The organism is Variovorax raffinosi (genome assembly GCF_051216615.1).
Lineage (GTDB): Bacteria > Pseudomonadota > Gammaproteobacteria > Burkholderiales > Burkholderiaceae_C > Variovorax.
Genome location: NZ_JBPJZR010000020.1, coordinates 1 through 18949, shown reverse-complemented (window position 1 = coordinate 18949; position 18949 = coordinate 1). Strand labels below are relative to the sequence as shown.

The window sequence follows — 18949 nt, the reverse complement described above, 5'->3', positions numbered from 1 at the left end:
CCCATGGAACATCCCGCATCCCCCTCTTCTTCTCCCATCGCCGAACTGGTGGCGCGCGCACGTGCCGCGCAGCGCGTTTATGAAACCTGGTCGCAGGCGCAGGTCGATACCGTCGTGGTCGCAACCGGCTGGGCCATCATCGAGCCGGCGCGCAACCGCGAGCTGGCCGAACTGGCAGTTGCCGACACCGGCGTCGGCAACGTCGAGGACAAGGTGCGCAAGAACCACCGCAAGACCTTCGGCCTGCTGCGTGACCTGCACGGCGCGCGCTCGGTCGGCGTGATCGGCGAAGACCCGGCGCGCGGCATCGTCGAGATCGCGCGGCCCGTGGGCGTGGTGTGCGCCGTCACGCCATCGACCAACCCCGGCGCCACGCCAGCCAACAAGATCATCAATGCGCTCAAGGGGCGCAACGCGGTCATCGTCGCGCCCTCGCCCAAGGGTTGGTCGACGGCGGCGCGGCTCATCGAATTCATCCACGCGCAACTCGACCGCATCGGCGCGCCGCGCGACCTGGTGCAACTGCTGCCTCAGCCCATCAACAAGCAATCGACCGCCGAGCTGATGCGCCTGTGCGACCTGGTGGTGGCCACCGGCTCGCAGGCCAATGTGCGCGCGGCCTATGCGAGCGGCACGCCGGCCTTCGGCGTGGGCGCGGGCAATGTGGCGGGCATCGTCGATGAAACGGCCGACGTGCAGGCGGCGGCCGAACGCATCGTGCGCTCCAAGACTTTCGACAACGCGACCAGTTGCTCGTCGGAGAACAGCCTCGTCATCGTCGATGCGGTGCGCGCACCGATGCTGGCGGCGCTGAAGGACCGTGGCGCCGTCATGCTCGCCGCCCCGCAGAAGGCCACGCTGCAGGCGCTGATGTGGCCCGAGGGCAAGCTCTCGGCCGCCGTCATCGGGCAGTCGGCGCGCACCATCGCCGAACGCGCGGCAAACGTCGATGGCGCCAACCGTGAGGCATGGCTGGCGATTGCCGCGACCGATCCGCGCATCCTCATGGTGGCCGAGGACGGCGTTGGTCACGACCATCCATTCTCGGGCGAAAAGCTCAGCCCGGTGCTCGCCATCTATGCCGCACGCGATTTCGACGAAGCGGCCGCCACGGTCGAACGCATCTACGGCTACGAAGGCGCGGGCCACTCGGTGGGCCTGCACAGCGCGATGCCCGAACGCGCGCTCACGCTGGGCCTGACGCTGCCGGTGTCGCGCGTGATCGTCGGCCAGGCGCACTGCATCGCGACCGGTGGCAGCTTCGACAACGGCCTGCCCTTCTCGCTGTCCATGGGCTGCGGCACCTGGGGCAAGAACAACTTCTCGGACAACATGAACTACCGCCACTACCTGAACATCACGCGCATCTCGCGTCCGATTCCGGAGAAGGTGCCGAGCGAGGAAGAGATCTTCGGCGCCTTCTTCGCGACGCACGGCGCAAAGTGAGCATGGCGATGGCACCCGCTGCGGCGCTGGAGACCGTCCACGCGCTGATCGAGCATCAGGCGCGACTGCAGCCGCATGCCGTGTACGCACGCGCGACGGAGAACGACCGCCACATCGGCTACGGCGAACTGGCGCGCAACTGCCGGCGCGTGGCCGCCGTGCTGCGCAGCCACGGTGCGCAGCCGGGCGATACGGTCTCGGTCGTCATGCCCAACGGGCTGCAGACGCTGCGGCTGCTGCTGGGCGCGATGCACGGCGGCTTCTGCGTGAACCCGGTCAACCTGCTGTCGCAGCCCGAGCAGATGCGCTATGTGCTCGCGCATTCGGACTGCCGCGTGGTCTGCGTCGCGCCCGAGTGGGAAGCCCGCGTGCGCGACATGGTTCAGGCCTTCGACCGGCCGGTGACGGTGATCGTGGCCGACCCCGAAGCCGATGCGCTGCCGGGAGAAAAAGACGAAGAAGACACGTCACCCGCCGCGCCGCCGCCTGCACTCGGCAGCGTGGCCCTGCTGATGTACACCTCGGGCACCACCGGCATGCCCAAGGGCGTGATGCTCACGCAGCGCAACCTCGCGGCCAACGCGCATGCGATCAGCGCCGAGCACGCGCTGCAACCCTCCGACCGCGTGCTCGCGGTGCTGCCCCTATATCACATCAACGCCTTCGCGGTGACCATGCTCGCGCCATTGGCGCACGGCGGCAGCCTGGCGATGCCGCCGAAGTTTTCCGCCGGCCGCTTCTGGGCGCAGGCCACGCACACCCAGTGCAGCTGGATCAACGTGGTGCCCACCATGATCTCGTACCTGCTCGAAGGCCCGAAGCCGCCGCTTGCGCAGACGGTGGCCATCCGCTTCTGCCGCTCGGCCTCGGCCGCGCTGCCGCCCGAGCACCATCGCGCCTTCGAGCAGATGTTCGGCATCGGCATCGTCGAGACCATGGGCCTTACCGAAACGGCCGCGCCTTCGTTCTCCAACCCGATGGACCCGGCCGCGCGCAAGCTCGGCTCGGTGGGGCGCGCATCGGGCTGCATGGCCGGCGTGGTCGATGCGCAACTGGCGGCCGTGCCCAACGGCGTGACCGGAGAGCTGGTGATTCGCGGGCCGAACGTGATGCTCGGCTATTACAAGAACGACGAGGCCACGCGCGCGAGCTTCACGCCCGACGGCTGGCTGCGCACCGGCGACCTCGGCCACCGCGACGAAGACGGCTTCTTCTTCGTCACCGGCCGCATCAAGGAACTGATCATCAAAGGCGGCGAGAACATCGCGCCGCGCGAGATCGACGAGGCGCTGCTGCAGCACCCCGCCGTGCTGGAAGCCGCCGCCGTGGGCGTGCCCGACCGCCACTACGGGCAGGAGATCGGCGTGTGCATCGTGCTGCGCGAAGGCTTCGCCTGCACCGAGGAAGAGTTGCGCACCTTCAGCGCCGGTGCGCTCGGCCGCTACAAGACACCGGGCCACTACCGCTTCGTGGCCGATCTGCCGCGCGGTCCTTCAGGAAAGGTGCAGCGCCTGAAGCTGCTGCCGCTGTTCGAGGCATGACGGCGGCCGAACTGCTGGCTCCGCCGCTGGCGCCGGCCTTGCTCGTGTACAGCCTGTGCGCGGTGTTCGCGGCGGGCATCGTGCGCGGCTTCGCGGGCTTCGGCTTCTCGGCCATCACGGTGGCCGGCATGTCGCTGGTGGTGTCGCCCGCGCTGGTGGTGCCCGCGATCTTCGCGCTGGAAATCCTCGCGAGCCTGAGCCAGTTGCGCGGCATCGCGCGCGATGTCGACATGCCCTGGCTGAGCTGGCTGATGCTGGGCAACCTGATCTGCATTCCCATCGGCGTGGCGCTGCTGGCGTGGCTGCCCGAGACACCGCTGCGCCTGCTGATCGGTGCGCTGCTGATGGCGGCGGCCCTGCTGCTGCGCGGCGGCGCGCACGTCACGCTGGTGCCCACGCGCGGCGTGCGGCTCGCGGCCGGGCTGGCGTCGGGCTTCATCAACGGCGTGGCGGCCATCGGCGGCATCGCGATCGCGGTGATGCTGAGCACCGCGAAGATGGCGCCGGCCGCGTTGCGCGCCACGCTGATCGCGCTGCTGCTGTTCAGCGATGTGGTGTCGCTGATCTGCGCGGCGTTGATGCCCTCTTCAGCGCATGCCTCGGGCAACCTGCTGGGGCCCGACACGCTGAAGTGGGCGCTGTGGCTGGCGCCCGCGATGCTGGCGGGCATCTGGTATGGGCAGCGCTCGTTCAAGGGGGTGTCGCCGGAGCAGTTCAGGAAGCATGTGCTGAACCTGCTGATTGCGTTGGCGACGGTGAGTGTGGTGCGGTCGCTGGTCGGACTGCTTGGCTGAGTTGTCGCGCCCTCGTGGGCGCGGAAATGCTCAGGCGCCCAGCGGCTTGATGCGCCAGCCGTCCGGCGCATCGAAGGACGCGCCGCACTTCGGCTGAGGACAGATGGGCGAATCAAGCGGAATCACCGTTCCGCAATTCGGGCACGTGCCCTTTGGCAGCGCGTCGTACGCTTGCCGAGCCAGCAGAGCGCGGCCTTCTTCAGTCTGCCGAAGTTCGTCGGCCGCGCGGCGGTTGCGCTCATCGGCCAGGTCCTGCGCACGACGTGCGGTGTACAGGGCCACGGTGCGGTCCTTGTCACCGACCGCATCCGTGAATGCCTTGGCCCAGATGCCCGCCTTGCGCTGCCCGTTGGTCGCTTCTTCGAGCGCGACCGCATAGTCGTCATCGACCGGACCGGGAGGCGGGGCTGGTGTCCAGTTCGTCTGTTCTCCCGACACGGATTCGGCTGCGTCTTTCGAAAGATCCTTCATGACCGCCAGCAGAATGAAAGCGATCACTGGGCTCACGATGATGCTGATGAAGAACCAGCCCACACCGAAGCGCCCCCGGTTGGAAGCCCAGATACCCGCGCCCACGCACAGCAGCAGGAAGAAGAAAAAACCGCTGAATATCATCTCTGATCCTTCTCTATATCTCTCGTTTTTTAGGCGTACCTCGATGCGGGTCGCGGTTCGAATTAGAACTCAGGTTTTCAGTCGGATCGGTCCCGAATCACGGGGCGCTTTCACTCGAAAACTTGCGTGCGGTGTCCGGTTTGCCGCGTGAGATTTCGCGGCCGTCGCGGCCGTCAACGCCCCGCTTGCGCAGGCCGCCGCGGCCTCTGCCTGGCCACCACCGTCTTGACCATGGTGGCAAGCGCCGGCGCGGCCAGCAGGCGCTGCCGGTGCGCAAGAACGGCCTGCGCAATCAGCGCTTCGACCTCGGGCGTGTTCATCTGCGACAGTGCCTGCAGGCGAATGCTCCGCACCTGCTTTCCCTCGCCTTCGAGCAACCCGGCCGGATCGCTCAGCGCCGCGCCATCGAGAAAGAACAGCGTGACCCATCGGGGATAGCCGGCGATGGAGATGAACGCGTCGGACGCGTGTTCGGTCGGGCTGATGCCGAACACCAGCGCGTTGTAGTTGTCGAAAACCAGCTCGAAGCCGCGCGGAAAGAAGGCCTGCAGCCGTTGGCGCGCGTCCCGCAACTGCGCTTCGATCGCGGGCGAGTACTTCGCCAGGAAGGTGGCAATCTGCGGCTCGGGATCGGGCACATTCATGGCCGGCATTCCGATGGATCGTTCGAGGGCGAAGGATGCGCCCCTCAGGACTTCAACGCCCCGGCGTCGAAGGCCTCGCTGTAGGCCTTCCAGTCTTTCTCGACCTGCGCGGCGCACTGGCGCGCGGCGTCCAGCAGGTCGCCCTGCCAGGTCTTGGCCGAGCCGCCGAATTCGATCAGCGCATCCGCGATGGCCGAGCCCTGGCGCCCCGCGCTGCGCAGTTGCGCCCAGGCCATCAGTTGCCCCATTTCATCGATCACGCCGCGGATCTGATCAAGCCCGGTGTGGCGCACGTCGAGCGTCACGCGGTCTTCGCTGGGCTGCAGGCCGCGCAGCACATAGGAGGCCTTGGCCTGCGCAACAGGATGCAGGAAGGCCATCGACACGGCCTGCATGCGCCGTTGCAGCCCCACCACCCGGTGCGCCTGCGACGGCCAGTCCGGCTGCTTGAGCTTCAGGTGCGGCGCCAGGGACGACGGCAGCGCCTGCTTCAGGTCGAGCAGGTAGTTGCCGTCGGGCGAGCCCTTGCCCTCGACCAGCACGATGTAGCGCTCCACGCCGAGGCTGCCGGTGCCGGCGATGCGCCGCGCCACGTCGCGCACCTTGAAGAAGGCGGGCTTGTCTTGCGTCGCGGCGAAGGTGTCGATCAGCTTCGTCACCCGGTCGCGCGCCGCATCGTCGACCTTCAGCGCATGCTTGCCATCGCAGCGAATGACGCGGCCGTGGCCCTTGGTGTCGGTGCGCCGGTCCAGGAAGGCGGGCCGGGTGCGCGCCTTGAGCGTTTCCAACAGATCGCCGATGAGCCCGTCGGCGGTGTCGCGCTCGACCCAGCGGGCCTTGCCCAGCGTGAGCGCACCGGCGTACGCATCGAGGAAGACCTTGCACAGCGCGGTCGCATCGTCGGTGCTCGCGCACAGGCTGTCGCCGGCCACCAGGATGCTGGACAGGAAGCGCACCAGTTCCCATGTCACCGGCGCCAGTGCCGCTTCATCGAAATCGTTGAGGTCGAAGTACACGAGCCGGTTGTCGCCCTTGTAGCTGCCGAAGTTTTCCAGGTGCGCATCGCCGCACAGCCAGCCTGCGGGCGCCTTCGCGAACAGCGCGTCGGCCGGCAGGTGGTCGTAGAAGAGGTGGCAGGTGCCACGCAGGAAGACGAAGGCGTTGGTGCGCAGGTTGGCGTACTTCATCGCCAGGCGCTCGGGGTCGCGGCCTGCGTTGAAGCTGCGGATGGTTTCGATGACGTTCGGCATTCGTTCCCCGTTTCTCATGCACGCTGCATGGCGCAACGGATTCTCGCGCCAACGCCTGCCGGCGCGCACGCATCCGGGCGGAAATCGCCTTGTATATTCGCCCGGCCCTCGCGGCGCTTGTTCAACAAAAAAACCAACGGATTCAGGTCTATCCCCGCATGCGAACCATCTCTCTACGACTGGCTCTTCTTTCCGCACTCCCGGTGCTTGCCGCAGCCTCCCTCTGGCATGGCAAGGCACAGGCCGACGAGCCCCAGGCGGCGCCCGTCGTCAGCTACAGCCAGATCGTTGCCGCCTACAAGGCCAACCCCCAGGAGGCTGCGGCCAGGTACACGAAGAAGCGGCTGGCGTTCAGCGGCAAGGTGATGCGCATGGGCGGCGACGCGGGCACGACCTATTTCGGCGCGGTCGCCGACGACGGTTCGAGCTTCGACACTTCCTTCGACGTGGGCGACCAGGACGCGCTGAAGCCGAAGTTCAAGGACGGAAAGCTCGCGGCCTTCCAGCTCTCCGGCAGCTTCGTCTTCGAGTGCCTGAACGAAGGCTTTCTGGCCAGCGCGCTGGTACCCTCGCCCAAGCTCGTCAACTGCAAGGCAGTGGCGCAGTAAGCCTCCAAGCGCTCAGAGCAGCGCGGTGATCTTCGCCGCCGCGGCCTTGAGCGCATCGATGCGCTTCATCGCATCGTCCATCGACATGCGCGCGGTCGGTGCATGCACCGCGAGCGCCGCGCGCACCGCGCCGGCCGCATCGCGCACCGGCACGGCCACCGCCACCAGCCCGGCGATGAACTCCTCGCGGTCGCACGAGTAGCCGCCATTCGCGATCGCCTCGCATTCGGCGCGCAATGCCTTGGCCGTGGTGATCGTGTTGGCGGTCATGCGTTCGAGCGGCAGCTTGTCGATCAGCGTGTCGCGTTCCTTGCCCGGCATCAGCGCCAGGAACAGCTTGCCGCTGGCGGTGCAATGCAGCGGCACGTGCGAGCCCACGTCGAGCGTCAGCCGCAGCGGCCATTGCGCCTCGACGCGGTCGAGGTAGAGCACCTGCGCGCCGTCGAGTGTGGTGAGGTTGCAGGTCTCGCCGACCTGGCGCACGAGTTCGGACAGCACCTCGTGCCGCAGCCCGCGCACCACGCCGTGGTTGAGCGTGTCGAAGGCCAGCTTGCGCAGCGCGGGGCCGACGCTGAACGAGCGTTCGTCCACGTCGCGCGCCAAGAATCCCGTCGCCAGCAGTTGCGTGCAGATGCGGTGCGCGGTGCCCTTGGGCAGGCCCAGTTGCGCGGCCAGTTCGGCGAGCGTGAGCGCGCGGCCCTCGTTGGCCAGCAGCGCCAGCAGGCGCAGGCTGCGTTCGGCCGAGGAGCCTGAGCCGGGTTCGTCGGCCACGGCCGGTGCCAGCGAAGGGGTTGCAACAACGGCGGCAGGCGTGCGCGCGGAACGGGGCATGCGGGTAAACCTTAAAAGTGGAACATTGCGTTCCGAAAATCAATGGCCTACGATGCGGCCGAGCCCAGCGATTGTTCCACTCCCGGACCCCTTGCATGCCTGATGAAGAGTTTGACTACATCGTCGTAGGCGCCGGTTCGGCCGGCTGCGTGCTGGCCGGCCGCCTGAGCGAAGACCCGGCCACGCGCGTGCTGCTGCTCGAAGCCGGGCCACCCGACAAGTCGCTCTGGATTCACCTGCCCATCGGCTACGGCAAGACGATGTGGAGCCCCACCTACAACTGGCGCTTCGAGACCGACCCCGACCCGAACATGAACGGCCGGCGCATCTACTGGCCGCGCGGCAAGACGCTGGGCGGCTCCAGCGCGATCAACGGGCTGATCTACATCCGTGGCCAGCGCGAGGACTACGACCATTGGGCCGCGCTGGGCAATGCGGGCTGGGGCTACGACGATGTGCTGCCCTACTTCATCAAGTCCGAAGGCAACCAGCGCGGCTCCGATGCCTTTCATGGCGGTGACGGCCCGCTGAAGGTATCCGACATCGCGGCAAAGCACGAGCTGATCGAAGCCTTCATCGGCGGCGCGCAGCAGACCGGCGTGCCGCGCACCGAAGACTTCAACGGCGCCATGCAGGAAGGCGCGGGCTACTACCAGCTGACGACGCACAAGGGCTGGCGCTGCAGCACGGCCAAGGCCTACCTGACACCCGCGAAGCACCGGCCCAACCTGCGCATCGAGACCGATGCACTGGCCAGCCAGTTGCTGTTCGAGGGGCGCCGCGCCGTCGGCATCAGCTACCGGCAAGGCGGCGAGCTGAAGACCGCGCGCTGCCGCGCCGAGGTGCTGCTGTCGGCGGGTTCGATCCAGTCGCCGCAGTTGCTGCAGCTCTCGGGCATCGGGCCGCGCGCGCTGCTGGAGCGCCTGGGCGTTCCGGTGGTGCACGAGTTGCCGGGCGTAGGCGAGAACCTGCAGGACCATCTGCAGATTCGCCTGGGCTACGAGTGCACGAAGCCCATCACCACCAACGACCAGCTCAATTCATGGACCGGCCAGATCGGCATGGGCCTCGAATGGCTGCTGCACCGCACCGGCCCGCTGGCGGTGGGCATCAACCAGGGCGGCTGCTTCATGCGCGCGCTGAAGGATGCGAGCGGCCGGCCGGTGGCGGCCACGCCCGACATCCAGTTCCACGTTGCCACGCTGTCGGCCGACATGGCGGGCGGCAAGGTGCATCCGTATTCGGGCTTCACGATGTCGGTGTGCCAGTTGCGGCCCGAATCCCGCGGCCACATCCGCATCCGCTCGCGCGACGTGGCCGAGCCGCCCGAGATGCAGCCCAACTACCTCGCCACCGAACTGGACCGCGCGACCACGGTGGCCGGCGTGCGAGCGGCGCGCGCCATTGCCGATGCGCCCGCGATGCGGCCCTACGTCAAGCGCGAGGTGAAGCCCGGCCCCGATGCCGCGAGCGACGCCGAGCTGCTGGAGTTCTGCCGCAACAACGGCGCCACCATCTTCCACCCCACCGGCACCTGCCGCATGGGCAGCGACGCGCTGGCCGTGGTCGATGCGCGCCTGCGCGTGCACGGCATCGCAGGGCTGCGCGTGATCGACTGTTCGGCCATGCCCACGCTGGTGTCGGGCAACACCAATGCGCCCGCCGTGATGATGGCCGAGAAGGCCGTCGACCTGATCAGAGAGGACCTGAGAGCGGCAGCCGCCGCGCACTGAGTTTTTCTGCAAACCCGACAAGGCCCGCAGAGGCCACCACGACAAACCTCATCGGAGACAAACATGAGTGCAAGCGACGAGAAAGCGATTCGCAGGGTGGTGGTTTCGGCCCTGGTGGGCGCCACCATCGAGTGGTACGACTTCTTCCTGTACGGCGTGGTGGCCGGCATCGTGTTCAACAAGCTCTACTTCCCGGGCAGCGATCCGGTGGTGTCGACCTTGCTGGCCTACACGACCTTCGCGGTGGGCTTCGTCACGCGGCCGCTGGGCGGCGTGATCTTCGGCCACTTCGGCGACAAGATCGGGCGCAAGAGCATGCTCATCATCACGCTGATGATCATGGGCGTGGCCACCTTCCTGATCGGCCTGGTGCCCACCTACGCGCAGATCGGCATTGCGGCGCCCTTGCTGCTGTTGCTGCTGCGCATTGCGCAGGGCATTGGCCTGGGTGGCGAATGGGGCGGCGCGGTGCTGATGGCCTACGAGTACGCGCCGAAGGAAAAGCGCGGCTTCTACGCCTCGCTGCCGCAGATCGGCCTGGCGATCGGCCTGTGCCTGGCCTCGGGCGTGGTGGCGCTGCTGTCGTCGCTGCTCACCGACGAGCAGTTCCTGGCCTGGGGCTGGCGCATCGCCTTCCTGATCTCGGGCGCGATGGTGATGGTGGGCATGTACATCCGGCTGCACGTGCAGGAAACGCCCGAGTTCGCGGCCGTGAAGGCGCGCAACGCCGAGCTGCGCATTCCCTTCATGGACATGATCCGCCGCTACCCCGGCAACGTGCTCAAGGGCATGGGCGCGCGCTACATCGACGGTGTGTTCTTCAACATCTTCGGCGTGTTCTCCATCAACTACCTCACGAGCACGCTCAAGATCAGCCGCACCGAGGCGCTGCTGGGCGTGATGGCGGCGGCGGTGGTGATGATCTTCTTCATTCCCTTCTTCGGCCGCATGTCCGACCGGCTGGGGCGGCCCCGCGTCTACATGTGGGGATCGCTGATCACGGCGGTGTCGGCCTTCCCCGGCTTCTGGCTGATGACGCACAGCGGCGGCAACGTGCTGCTGGTGTGGCTCGCGATCATCGTGCCCTTCGGCATTCTTTATGCGTCGGTGTACGGGCCCGAAGCGGCGCTGTTCTGCGACCTGTTCGATGCCAAGGTGCGCTATACGGGCATCAGCTTCGTCTACCAGTTCTCGGGCATCTTCGCCTCGGGCATCACGCCGATCATCGCGACCGCGCTGCTCAAGTCGGGCGGCGGCGAGCCGTGGCAGATCTGCCTGTACGTGCTGTTCGCGGGCGTGGTGTCAGCGGTGTGCGCGTGGATGATCGGGCGCAGCGCGTCGCCGGCCGATGAACCGGTGGCAGTGCCCTCGCGCTGAGGCGGCCGGTCGCTTACCGGTTCGCGGCGGTGGGCACGAAAGTCACGTCGTACTCGCTGCATTCGAACTCGTCAGGCGCTTCCCACAGGGCGCTTGCCATGTCGAAGACGTGGTCCGGAACGACCATCGAGAACGTCGGGCCCTTCTCGGCATTGCGTCGCTGCACACGCTCGCGACGGACTTCGAGCGGTGCGTCCAGGACATGGACCGTGAACGGATGGCCCTCGGCCCGTATCCGATCACAGAACTCGGCCCGGCCCTGCCGCTGGATCAGGCCAAGTTCGAGGATGGCGTCCGCGCCCGACGCCAGCACACGGTGGGCATGGCGCCAGATGAGGTCGAGCAGCCGCGCTTTCCTTTCGATGTACCAGGGTACGAAGTCGCCGGCGGGCCGGTCGGGGCTGAACAGCGTGGCGAACCATTCGTCCAGCGCGATGTGCACGCCCCCGGCCTGCAACGCCAGGGCGGCCGCGTAGGTTGATTTGCCCGCACCGACGGGGCCTTCGATCAGATGAATGCTTGGCATGGAAACTGGCGCGAATGATTCTGTGGTGATGCGACGGCGGATTGATGTTCGATGGTGGCGGTCGTCACGGCAGCGGTGCGCTTGCGAGTTCGCTCAGCTTGGGTTCGCAAAGCCGGTAGCTGAGCCTGTCGGCGACTCTGGCCGCGCCCAGGCTTTCGTAGAACGCGATGCCCCGCGCGTTCGATGCCTTGACGGGCCAGTCGATGCGGCGGCAGCCGTTCTCGAAGGCGTAGCGGGCCACCCAGGACATGAGCGCCTTGCCGACGCTGTGGCTTCTTTCCGACGACCTCACGTACAGCTCCTTCAACTGGCAGTGCTTGCGGTTTTCAGGATCGAACTCGACCAGCGAATAGACCAGCCCGATGGCCGCCAGGCCGAGCACCGCCCCGTCATCGCCCACCGCCACGACAAGGCGCTGGGGTGAGCCGGGCGCCAGGAGATTCTGCAGAAGGTGTTCCCGTACAGCCTCGCGGGAAGCCACGGCGCCTTCGTTGTAGAAGGCATGCAGCTCGCACATGAGGTCGGTCAGCGACTCGTGCCGGGTTTCGGAAACCAGTTCAACGTGCATGCGGGGTCCTCGGAAGCTTCGAACTTCTTCATGGTCATTCATGACCGCAACATTATTGGCGCACGGCCCCGATGCGCCCTCTTCCTTCGAAGCACGCCAGGAACTACTTCAACCGGTAGCTGAGCTTGCGATTGCCGCTCACGGTCGAGTCGAGCCCGATCCAGTCGCCCTGCTGCGAATACCAGACGTCGATGGGCTGGGCCGTCGTCGCAATGCGCCAGCGGGTGGCCGCCACGGGCTGGCCGCGCACCTCCACCGTTCCGTTGCCGGCGCGGCTGATCTGCACCGCTTCGATCTTGCCGCTCTGCGCGTTCAGCAGCCGCTCCTGCTTGCGGATGGTGGGGTTCCAGTAGGCGAAGCTCATCACGCAGCCGTCCACCGACTGCGTGCCCTTGGGCGTGACCACGGCCAGCGCGTTGTCGGCCGTGGCTTCGGCATCGACTTTTTCGCGCGTGCCGTCGTCGTCGGTCTTGGAGACCAGTTGCCGCAGGCAGTCGCCGCGCCAGTGCTCGGTCGCGCTGTGCTGGTAGCGGTAGACGGTCACGCCCAGCAGCTTGACCGCGAACTCGGCCTGGCTGGTCAGCTTGCGCTCGTCGCCCGCGGTGCTGAGCGCGAAGCGGTGCTCGCCGATGGGCGAGTCGTCGAGCAGCACGCGGAAGTTCCATTCGCCGCCGGCCGGCCCCGCTGCGGCCGATGTCGCGCTGCCCATCAGCGCGGCCAGCATGAAGATCCAGTGTGCTTTGTTTGTCATGACGCCTTGTGGTTGCGCACCGGCCCGGGCAAAAAGGCGTTGGTGCGTGCGATGTAGTCGCGGTAGGCGGGCCGGCGCTCGCCGATGTCGCCTTCGAGCATGGCAACGCCCGAGACCTTCAGCAGCAGCCAGGTCATGAGCAGTGGCGACACCACGCTCCAGGCGCCGCTCCAGCCCGCGCCGCCGATGGCGATGAGCCACAGGCCCCACCAGACGCAGGCCTCGCCGAAATAGTTGGGGTGGCGCGTGTAGCGCCACAGGCCGCGGTCCATCACCTGCCCCTTGTTGGCGGGGTCGGCCTTGAAGCGGGCCATCTGCGCGTCGCCGATGGCCTCGAAGAAGATGCCGGACAGCGCCAGCACCATGCCGAGCGCATCGAGCATGCCCAATGGCCGCGCCGCGATCATGCCGGGCAGAAAAGGCGCGGAGACGATCCACGCCAGCACCGCCTGCAGCGCGAACACGAGGTACAGGCTCCTGAAGCCGAAGTTCGGCTGGTTGCGCGCGCGAATCGCCTGGTAGCGGCGGTCTTCGCCGTGGCCCCAGTTGCGCCAGGTGATGTACAGGCACAGCCGCACCGCCCAGGCGGTGCCGAGCACGGCCATCCACAGGCCGCGCACCGTCTGCACCGGCAGCAGCGCGAAGTAGACAAGGCCGGCACCCACGATACAGACGGGCCACATGCGGTCGATCAGGCTGGCGTCGTGGCGAACCAGGCTTGCCACCCAGGTGAGGAAGGCCAGGGATGCGGTCAGTGCCAGACCGGCCAGCGCCACGTCCGTCAAACCGCTCATGCGCGGCGCTCGAACAAATAGTGGCTGACCCACCAGCGCTGGCCACCGTCGAAGCCGAACAGTTCAGCCACCGACATGAAGAACAGCCGCCAGCGGGTCCACCACACATTGGCGTCGGCGCCGTAGGTGGCCTGGAACAGCGGGCGCAGCGCGGCACGGCGATCGTCCATGTTGCGCAGCCAGGCCTCGGCGGTGCGCTGGTAGTGGCCGCCTTCCCAGCGCCAGCGGCGCAGCAGGCGCAGGTCGTCCTGGCAGTACAGCGCAAGGTCGTCGCTGGGCATCATGCCGCCGGAGAAAAAGTACTTGCTCATCCAGTCGCTGGGGTCGCGCACCTCGAAGGGGTACGGCGCTTCCTTGTGGGCGAACACATGCATGAAGAAACGCCCGCCGGGCTTGAGCCAGCGCGCGACGTTCGCAAAGGCCTGCGGCCAGTTGCGCAGGTGCTCGAACATCTCGACCGAGACCACGCGGTCGAAGCGCTCGTCGGTGTCGAACACGTTGATGTCGCGGGTCAGCACGCACACATTGCCCAGGCCGCGCTGCGCCGCCTGCGCCTCGATGTATTCACGCTGCGAATTCGAGTTGGACAGTGCCGTGATGCGGCTGCCCGGGTACCTGGCCGCCATCCAGAGCGTGAGCGAGCCCCAGCCGCAGCCCAGCTCCAGCACGTCCTGCCCGTTGACCAGGCCGGCGCGCTCGCAGGTGGCGGTCAGCGCGGCGGACTCGGCCTCTTCCAGCGTCCGCGTGCCTTCGGGCCAGTAGCAACTGCTGTATTTGCGGTGATTCCCCAGCACTTCGCCGAAGAAGGCGGCCGGAACCTCGTAGTGCTGCTCGTTGGCCTTCTCCGGCAGCGGCGCCAGGTGGGCCGCGCCCATGCTGGCGACGAAGTCCTGCGTCAGCTCGGCCACCGCCAGCGCGTTGCCGGCGTGCAGCTCGGTCAGCCGCTCCTTGAGCAGCCGGCGGATGCCCTGGCGGACCACGGTGTCGGGGACCAGGCCCTTTTCGACCCAGCGGATGGCGAATGCGATGTCCTGCGGCATGACTGTTCCTCGGCCAAAGGCACGTCGAAGCGCGTGCCGTAGGCACCTGTACGCAACGGGATGTGTTTTGGATGCGCGGCCTGCGCCATTGTGGAGGCCGCAAGCACGGTAACATTTAGACATGATCCGCCGCTCCACCCTGGCCGGACCATCATGAGAACAACAGCAATGACAACAACAACCCAGGGTGTCACCGCAAATGGAGCATCCTCATGTGGAGCACCCTGGCCGATCTTTTCGTCGGCCTCTTCGATTTCGTTCTCGATGTCCTCCTGTTCAGGGGCCAGCGCCGCAAGCAAGGCCGCCGCACCCGTGGCGTTGCCGAGGACACCTTCGAGGTCGCGCGCTTCGATTTCGTCACGCTGGTTTTCATCGGACTGGCCAGCGCCGGCCTGATGCTGCTCCTGGCCTTCGGATTCGGTCTTTCGCCGGGCTGGAGCGTGGGAATCGGCATCGCCGTCGGGGGCATCTGGGGCTTCTGGCGATACACCCGGTTGGTTCGTGAGTGATGAGCGCATTGCAGCGCTGACGAACTTTCTCAGCCCGGCAAGGGCCGACCCCGCGCCTGCCGATGACCGATAGAACCCACCAGAATGTCCGAAAAAATTGTCATGTTCGACCGGGAAGGAAAGAGCCGCAGCATGCGGACAGGGTTCTGCTGGCCGGCTTTTCTTGTTCCCACGCTATGGGCTTTGTCCGAAGGACTCTGGCGGCAATGCGCGCTTTCCATGCTTGCCGCGGTTGCGACACGCACGGCCTTTCAGATGGCAAGCACGGATGGTGTTTCACTGCTCAGCGTTGTCGGGCTGGCAATTTATCCGTCGGTCATGCTCGTGTTCGGCCGCTTCGGGAATCGGTGGCTGCTGTCGCACCTCACGACACGTGGGTGGGTTCATCGCTGAGGGTGTTCGGCCACGAACTGCCCTTCGGACCGTCGAGACAGATGACGGCTTCAGGCCCGGATATGCAAAGGCGCGAACGACTTCACCAGATCGTCCAAGGCCTTCAACTGCGTGAGAAACGGCTCCAGTTGGTCCAGCGGCAGGGCGCTGGGACCGTCGCATTTGGCCTGCGCCGGGTCAGGGTGAGCTTCAAGAAACAGGCCCGCCAGGCCCACAGCTAAACCGGCACGCGCCAGTTCAGCCACTTGCTCGCGCCGCCCTCCGGAAACAGCGGCGTTCGCCTCGCGTTGCTGCAGGGCATGGGTCACGTCGAAGATGACGGGCAGGTTGCCGGTGACCTTCTTCATCGTACTGAAGCCAAGCATGTCCACCACAAGGTTGTCGTAGCCGAAGCAGGTTCCCCGGTCGCACAGGATGATGGGGGAGTTGCCCACCTCCCTGATCTTCTCGACGATGTTGAGCACCTGCGGCGGGCTCAGAAACTGGGGCTTCTTGATGTTGATGACCCTGCCCGTCTGGGCAAGAGCGACGACCAGATCGGTCTGGCGGGCGAGAAAGGCCGGTAGCTGCAGAACATCCACCACTTCGGCGACGGGGCTCGCCTGCCACGGCTCGTGCACGTCGGTGAGGACGGGAACGCCGAACTCCGCCTTGACGGCCTCGAAGATCTTCAGGCCCTCTTCCAGGCCCGGGCCCCGGTAGGAATGGATGGACGAGCGATTCGCCTTGTCGAAACTGGCCTTGAAGACGTAGGGGATGCCCAGCTTTCGGGTGACCCGGACGTACTCTTCTGCTGAACGCAGGGCCATGTCCTTCGACTCGAGGACGTTCACGCCGCCAAACAGGACAAAGCCATTGCTGTTGCTGACGTTGATTGCGGGGGTGATGGCGACGGTCGTCAAGAAAATCTCTCCTGTGGTGTTGCCCGCATTCTCGCGCTCCGGACGGCCAAAAACCACGCCTTTGCCCGGCCAGTGGCCGGCCCTGCCGGGCACCCCGGGATAATCGCGGGGGAGGCCGGCTCCTGCCGCCTGAACCTTCTCGCCCTGTTTCGATCCCATTGCGCGATCAACACACGATTCGCCACAATGTTTGCCATGCCCCTGACCATCACTCAATCCAAGCGTCTTTCCACCCTCTCCGTCGTCTTCGCAATCGCCGCAGGGACCCTGGCGCCGTACTCGGCGTCGTATGCAACCCAGAACCATGCCGCCAAGCCCGCGGCCCACAGCAAGAAGCCTGCTGCCGCGCCTGCCCCGGCGCCTGCAGCGGCACAAACCCCTGTCGCCGGCGGCCCGCCGGCGCTGGCCGCCAAGGCGTGGCTGCTGATGGACTTCGACTCCGGCGAGGTGCTCGCCTCGGACAACCCCGACGAGCCGCTGCCGCCCGCGTCGCTGACCAAGATGATGACCAGCTTCATGGTCGAGCAGGCACTTCGCTCGGGCAAGCTCAAGAAGGAGGACCTTGTTTCGGTCAGCCAGAACGCCTGGTGCCGAGGCTCTAGCACCGAGTCGTGCATGTACCTGCCGCTGAACAGCCAGGCCACGGTGATCGACATCCTGCGCGGCATCGTCATCCAGTCCGGCAACGACGCGGCCAAGGCGATCGCCGAGCACATGGCCGGCTCCGAAGAGAACTTCGCCAAGCTCATGAACGCCGAAGCCCAGCGCATCGGCATGACGCACACGCATTTCGTCAATGCGACGGGGCTGCCTGACCCGCAGCACAAGTCGTCTGCGCGCGACCTCGCGATCCTGGCGCGCACCATCATCCGCGACAGTGCCGACTACTACCCGATCTACGCCGAGCGCGAATTCAAATACAACAACATCAAGCAGGGCAACCGCAACGCCCTGCTGTACACCGACCCCACGGTCGACGGACTGAAAACCGGCCACACCCAGGAGGCGGGCTTCTGCCTTGTCACCTCGGCCAAGCGCAACGGGATGCGCCTGATCACGGTGATTCTGAACACCAACAGCGCGCAGGCGCGGGCCGACCAGACGCGCACGCTGCTCGGATGGGGTTTCAGCAATTTCGAGCAGGCCACGCCCATTCAACCGAATGCGGTGGTGACGGCGGCCAAGGTCAGCTTCGGCAAGGCCGACACGGTTCCCGCGGTTCTGGGCGCGCCATGGAACGTGACCGTGCCGCGCGGCCAGCAAGTGCAGACCTCGGTGCAGATCAAGCCTGACCTTGAAGCACCGGTGGCCAAGGGCACGGTGATCGGCAAGGTGGTCGCCAGCGCCAATGGCAAGCAGGTGGGAGAAACCCCGCTGGTCGCGCAAGCCGATGTGGAGCGCGCGGGCTTTATGCTGCGCCTGTGGCAGCACCTGATGAAGTTGTTCGGCAAGTAAGTGACGACAGCCGCACACGCGGCGCGTCGTGATCTCGTGTGCCGCGATATTCCGGACGCGGCGCAGCCTTGCGATTGCCCCTATCGCCAGCCGGCGACGCTCATGCCGATTGCCACGGTCACCAGCACTTGCAACCAGAAGAACCAGGCGCGCCCGAACGGGCGCGTCCATGGTTTGTCCAGCACGGCATAGACAATCAGCAAGACCACGCCGGTGGGGTAGACGATCATGCCCAGCCCCAGGAAGGCGACTGCGGCCAAGCCGGCATGGCCGCCGAAAAGAAACCAGCGCAACAGCAGCGTCGCCCCCAGGCAAAGGGCCGCTGCCGTGAGCAACAGAGCAGGCAGTGGGCGCACCGGTTTTGAAGTGATTGCTTCGCTGTCCATGTTTTGTTCCTGGCAGGCCTTTCGCTTTCCAGAGCGAACGATGATGCGCATCGTCCCACAACCGGCCAGAAGTCGGCCTACTCGATCTTGAAGACGAACTCCTGCGTGGCCAGGATCTCCGCATCGCCCGTCGTCTGGCACTCGTAGCGCATCATGGCCGAGCGCACCGCACCGTAGTACACGCGCGGCCCCGACAGGAAGCGCACGTCAGTCACATGGCTGCCCTTGATGCGCACTTCCGCCTTGACCACACCGCTGGTGCCTTCGTCCAGCGCCTTGCGCGGCATCTCGGGCTTGACCTGCTTCGGACACGCCACGGCGATGTCTGAAGAGACGGCCTTCGGCGGTGCCGGTGGCGCGGGCGGCGCAGGCGGCGCGGCGGGCGGCGGAGCCACCGGCTCGACGCTCTGCACCGCCGTGATCGCCGGCGCGGTGCTTGCGGTCGGCGTCACGGCCGGCGGCGGCACGTAGGCCGGGCGCGGCGGTGGCGGGGCCTTCGGCGTCTCCAGCTTGACGATCTTCTTGGGCGGTGGCGGCGGTGGAGGTGGGGGCGGTGGAGGCACCTTGATCTCCGCGATGATCGTCGCGTCCATCGGCTTCTTGATCATCTCGACCGCCTTGCGGGCCAGGCCCGACACGAGCGCGTAGCCGACCAGCACATGGAACAGGATCATCACGCCGATGCCCACGGGGCCGAAGCGGGACTTGGGGTCGAAGTCGTTGGCGCGGCTCATGGGATGAACTGCTCCGAACCCATGATGCCCAGCTTGGTCACGCCCGAGCGCT

At 66.7% G+C, this 18949-nt stretch carries 21 protein-coding genes; 9 read left to right on the top strand and 12 right to left on the bottom strand.

What is annotated here, in order from left to right:
- Positions 1-3: 3 nt before the first annotated feature.
- Genes sauS through ACSFB7_RS35325 form a run of 3 tightly spaced genes read left to right on the top strand, consistent with a single transcriptional unit; the run spans position 4 to position 3781 of the window.
- The gene (sauS, locus tag ACSFB7_RS35335) at positions 4-1446 is read left to right on the top strand and encodes an acylating sulfoacetaldehyde dehydrogenase (protein ID WP_435476998.1); all 1443 of its coding nucleotides are present in this window, start codon (positions 4-6) and stop codon (positions 1444-1446) included.
- Between the two features lie 8 nt (positions 1447-1454).
- Positions 1455-2987: an AMP-binding protein gene (locus ACSFB7_RS35330; RefSeq protein WP_435477090.1), complete on the top strand. Its 1533-nt coding sequence runs from the start codon at positions 1455-1457 to the stop codon at positions 2985-2987.
- On the top strand, positions 2984-3781 hold the full coding sequence (locus ACSFB7_RS35325; protein WP_435476997.1) for a sulfite exporter TauE/SafE family protein: 798 nt from the start codon (positions 2984-2986) through the stop codon (positions 3779-3781). The genes ACSFB7_RS35330 and ACSFB7_RS35325 overlap by 4 nt, the downstream gene beginning before the upstream one ends.
- Before the next feature lie 30 nt (positions 3782-3811).
- Here the strand turns inward: ACSFB7_RS35325 and ACSFB7_RS35320 are convergent, their stop codons facing one another.
- From ACSFB7_RS35320 to ACSFB7_RS35310, 3 genes are all read right to left on the bottom strand, one after another.
- Complete coding sequence (locus ACSFB7_RS35320) at positions 3812-4357, bottom strand: hypothetical protein (protein ID WP_435476996.1); 546 nt, start codon at positions 4355-4357, stop codon at positions 3812-3814.
- Positions 4358-4569: 212 nt separating this feature from the next.
- Complete coding sequence (locus ACSFB7_RS35315; RefSeq protein WP_435476995.1) at positions 4570-5040, bottom strand: DUF1801 domain-containing protein; 471 nt, start codon at positions 5038-5040, stop codon at positions 4570-4572.
- A 44-nt stretch (positions 5041-5084) separates the two neighbouring features.
- Positions 5085-6290 (bottom strand): DUF2252 domain-containing protein, encoded by a 1206-nt coding sequence (locus ACSFB7_RS35310; protein WP_435476994.1) that lies wholly within the window; start codon positions 6288-6290, stop codon positions 5085-5087.
- Between the two features lie 158 nt (positions 6291-6448).
- Between ACSFB7_RS35310 and ACSFB7_RS35305 the strand changes: the two genes are divergently transcribed.
- Complete coding sequence (locus ACSFB7_RS35305) at positions 6449-6898, top strand: hypothetical protein (RefSeq protein ID WP_435476993.1); 450 nt, start codon at positions 6449-6451, stop codon at positions 6896-6898.
- Between the two features lie 12 nt (positions 6899-6910).
- On the opposite strand, the gene ACSFB7_RS35300 is transcribed toward ACSFB7_RS35305, so the two are convergent.
- On the bottom strand, positions 6911-7729 hold the full coding sequence (locus ACSFB7_RS35300; RefSeq protein WP_435476992.1) for an IclR family transcriptional regulator: 819 nt from the start codon (positions 7727-7729) through the stop codon (positions 6911-6913).
- A gap of 95 nt (positions 7730-7824) precedes the next feature.
- On the opposite strand from ACSFB7_RS35300, the gene ACSFB7_RS35295 reads away from it, so the two are divergent.
- On the top strand, positions 7825-9462 hold the full coding sequence (locus tag ACSFB7_RS35295) for a GMC family oxidoreductase (protein WP_435476991.1): 1638 nt from the start codon (positions 7825-7827) through the stop codon (positions 9460-9462).
- 63 nt (positions 9463-9525) lie between these two features.
- On the top strand, positions 9526-10839 hold the full coding sequence (locus tag ACSFB7_RS35290) for an MFS transporter (protein WP_435476989.1): 1314 nt from the start codon (positions 9526-9528) through the stop codon (positions 10837-10839).
- A gap of 13 nt (positions 10840-10852) precedes the next feature.
- Here the strand turns inward: ACSFB7_RS35290 and ACSFB7_RS35285 are convergent, their stop codons facing one another.
- The 5 genes from ACSFB7_RS35285 to ACSFB7_RS35265 all read right to left on the bottom strand — a co-directional run bounded on the left by ACSFB7_RS35285 (position 10853) and on the right by ACSFB7_RS35265 (position 14518).
- On the bottom strand, positions 10853-11365 hold the full coding sequence (locus ACSFB7_RS35285) for a P-loop nucleotide/nucleoside kinase family protein (protein WP_435476988.1): 513 nt from the start codon (positions 11363-11365) through the stop codon (positions 10853-10855).
- A gap of 64 nt (positions 11366-11429) precedes the next feature.
- Positions 11430-11933, bottom strand: coding sequence for a GNAT family N-acetyltransferase (locus ACSFB7_RS35280; RefSeq protein ID WP_435476987.1), 504 nt, complete (start codon positions 11931-11933; stop codon positions 11430-11432).
- Between the two features lie 103 nt (positions 11934-12036).
- A complete protein-coding gene (locus ACSFB7_RS35275) occupies positions 12037-12684 on the bottom strand; it encodes a DUF6134 family protein (RefSeq protein WP_435476986.1) in 648 nt (215 codons plus the stop codon).
- Positions 12681-13478 (bottom strand): DUF1295 domain-containing protein, encoded by a 798-nt coding sequence (locus ACSFB7_RS35270; RefSeq protein WP_435476984.1) that lies wholly within the window; start codon positions 13476-13478, stop codon positions 12681-12683. The genes ACSFB7_RS35275 and ACSFB7_RS35270 overlap by 4 nt, the downstream gene beginning before the upstream one ends.
- Entirely contained in the window at positions 13475-14518 is a 1044-nt protein-coding gene (locus tag ACSFB7_RS35265; protein ID WP_435476983.1) for an SAM-dependent methyltransferase, read from the bottom strand. The genes ACSFB7_RS35270 and ACSFB7_RS35265 overlap by 4 nt, the downstream gene beginning before the upstream one ends.
- A 212-nt stretch (positions 14519-14730) precedes the next feature.
- Here ACSFB7_RS35265 and ACSFB7_RS35260 point away from each other — a divergent pair, with 212 nt between their 5' ends.
- Together ACSFB7_RS35260 and ACSFB7_RS35255 are read left to right on the top strand one after the other, a co-directional pair.
- Positions 14731-15027 (top strand): hypothetical protein, encoded by a 297-nt coding sequence (locus tag ACSFB7_RS35260; protein WP_435476982.1) that lies wholly within the window; start codon positions 14731-14733, stop codon positions 15025-15027.
- 84 nt (positions 15028-15111) lie between these two features.
- On the top strand, positions 15112-15420 hold the full coding sequence (locus ACSFB7_RS35255) for a DUF2628 domain-containing protein (protein ID WP_435476981.1): 309 nt from the start codon (positions 15112-15114) through the stop codon (positions 15418-15420).
- Between the two features lie 50 nt (positions 15421-15470).
- Here the strand turns inward: ACSFB7_RS35255 and kdsA are convergent, their stop codons facing one another.
- The gene (gene kdsA, locus ACSFB7_RS35250) at positions 15471-16322 is read right to left on the bottom strand and encodes a 3-deoxy-8-phosphooctulonate synthase (RefSeq protein WP_435476980.1); all 852 of its coding nucleotides are present in this window, start codon (positions 16320-16322) and stop codon (positions 15471-15473) included.
- Between the two features lie 195 nt (positions 16323-16517).
- On the opposite strand from kdsA, the gene ACSFB7_RS35245 reads away from it, so the two are divergent.
- The gene (locus ACSFB7_RS35245) at positions 16518-17777 is read left to right on the top strand and encodes a D-alanyl-D-alanine carboxypeptidase family protein (RefSeq protein WP_435476978.1); all 1260 of its coding nucleotides are present in this window, start codon (positions 16518-16520) and stop codon (positions 17775-17777) included.
- An 80-nt stretch (positions 17778-17857) separates the two neighbouring features.
- Here ACSFB7_RS35245 and ACSFB7_RS35240 read toward each other — a convergent pair whose 3' ends face one another.
- Together ACSFB7_RS35240 and ACSFB7_RS35235 are read right to left on the bottom strand one after the other, a co-directional pair.
- Entirely contained in the window at positions 17858-18163 is a 306-nt protein-coding gene (locus ACSFB7_RS35240) for a hypothetical protein (RefSeq protein WP_435476977.1), read from the bottom strand.
- A 77-nt stretch (positions 18164-18240) separates the two neighbouring features.
- Entirely contained in the window at positions 18241-18897 is a 657-nt protein-coding gene (locus tag ACSFB7_RS35235) for an energy transducer TonB (RefSeq protein WP_435476976.1), read from the bottom strand.
- Positions 18898-18949 lie beyond the last annotated feature (52 nt).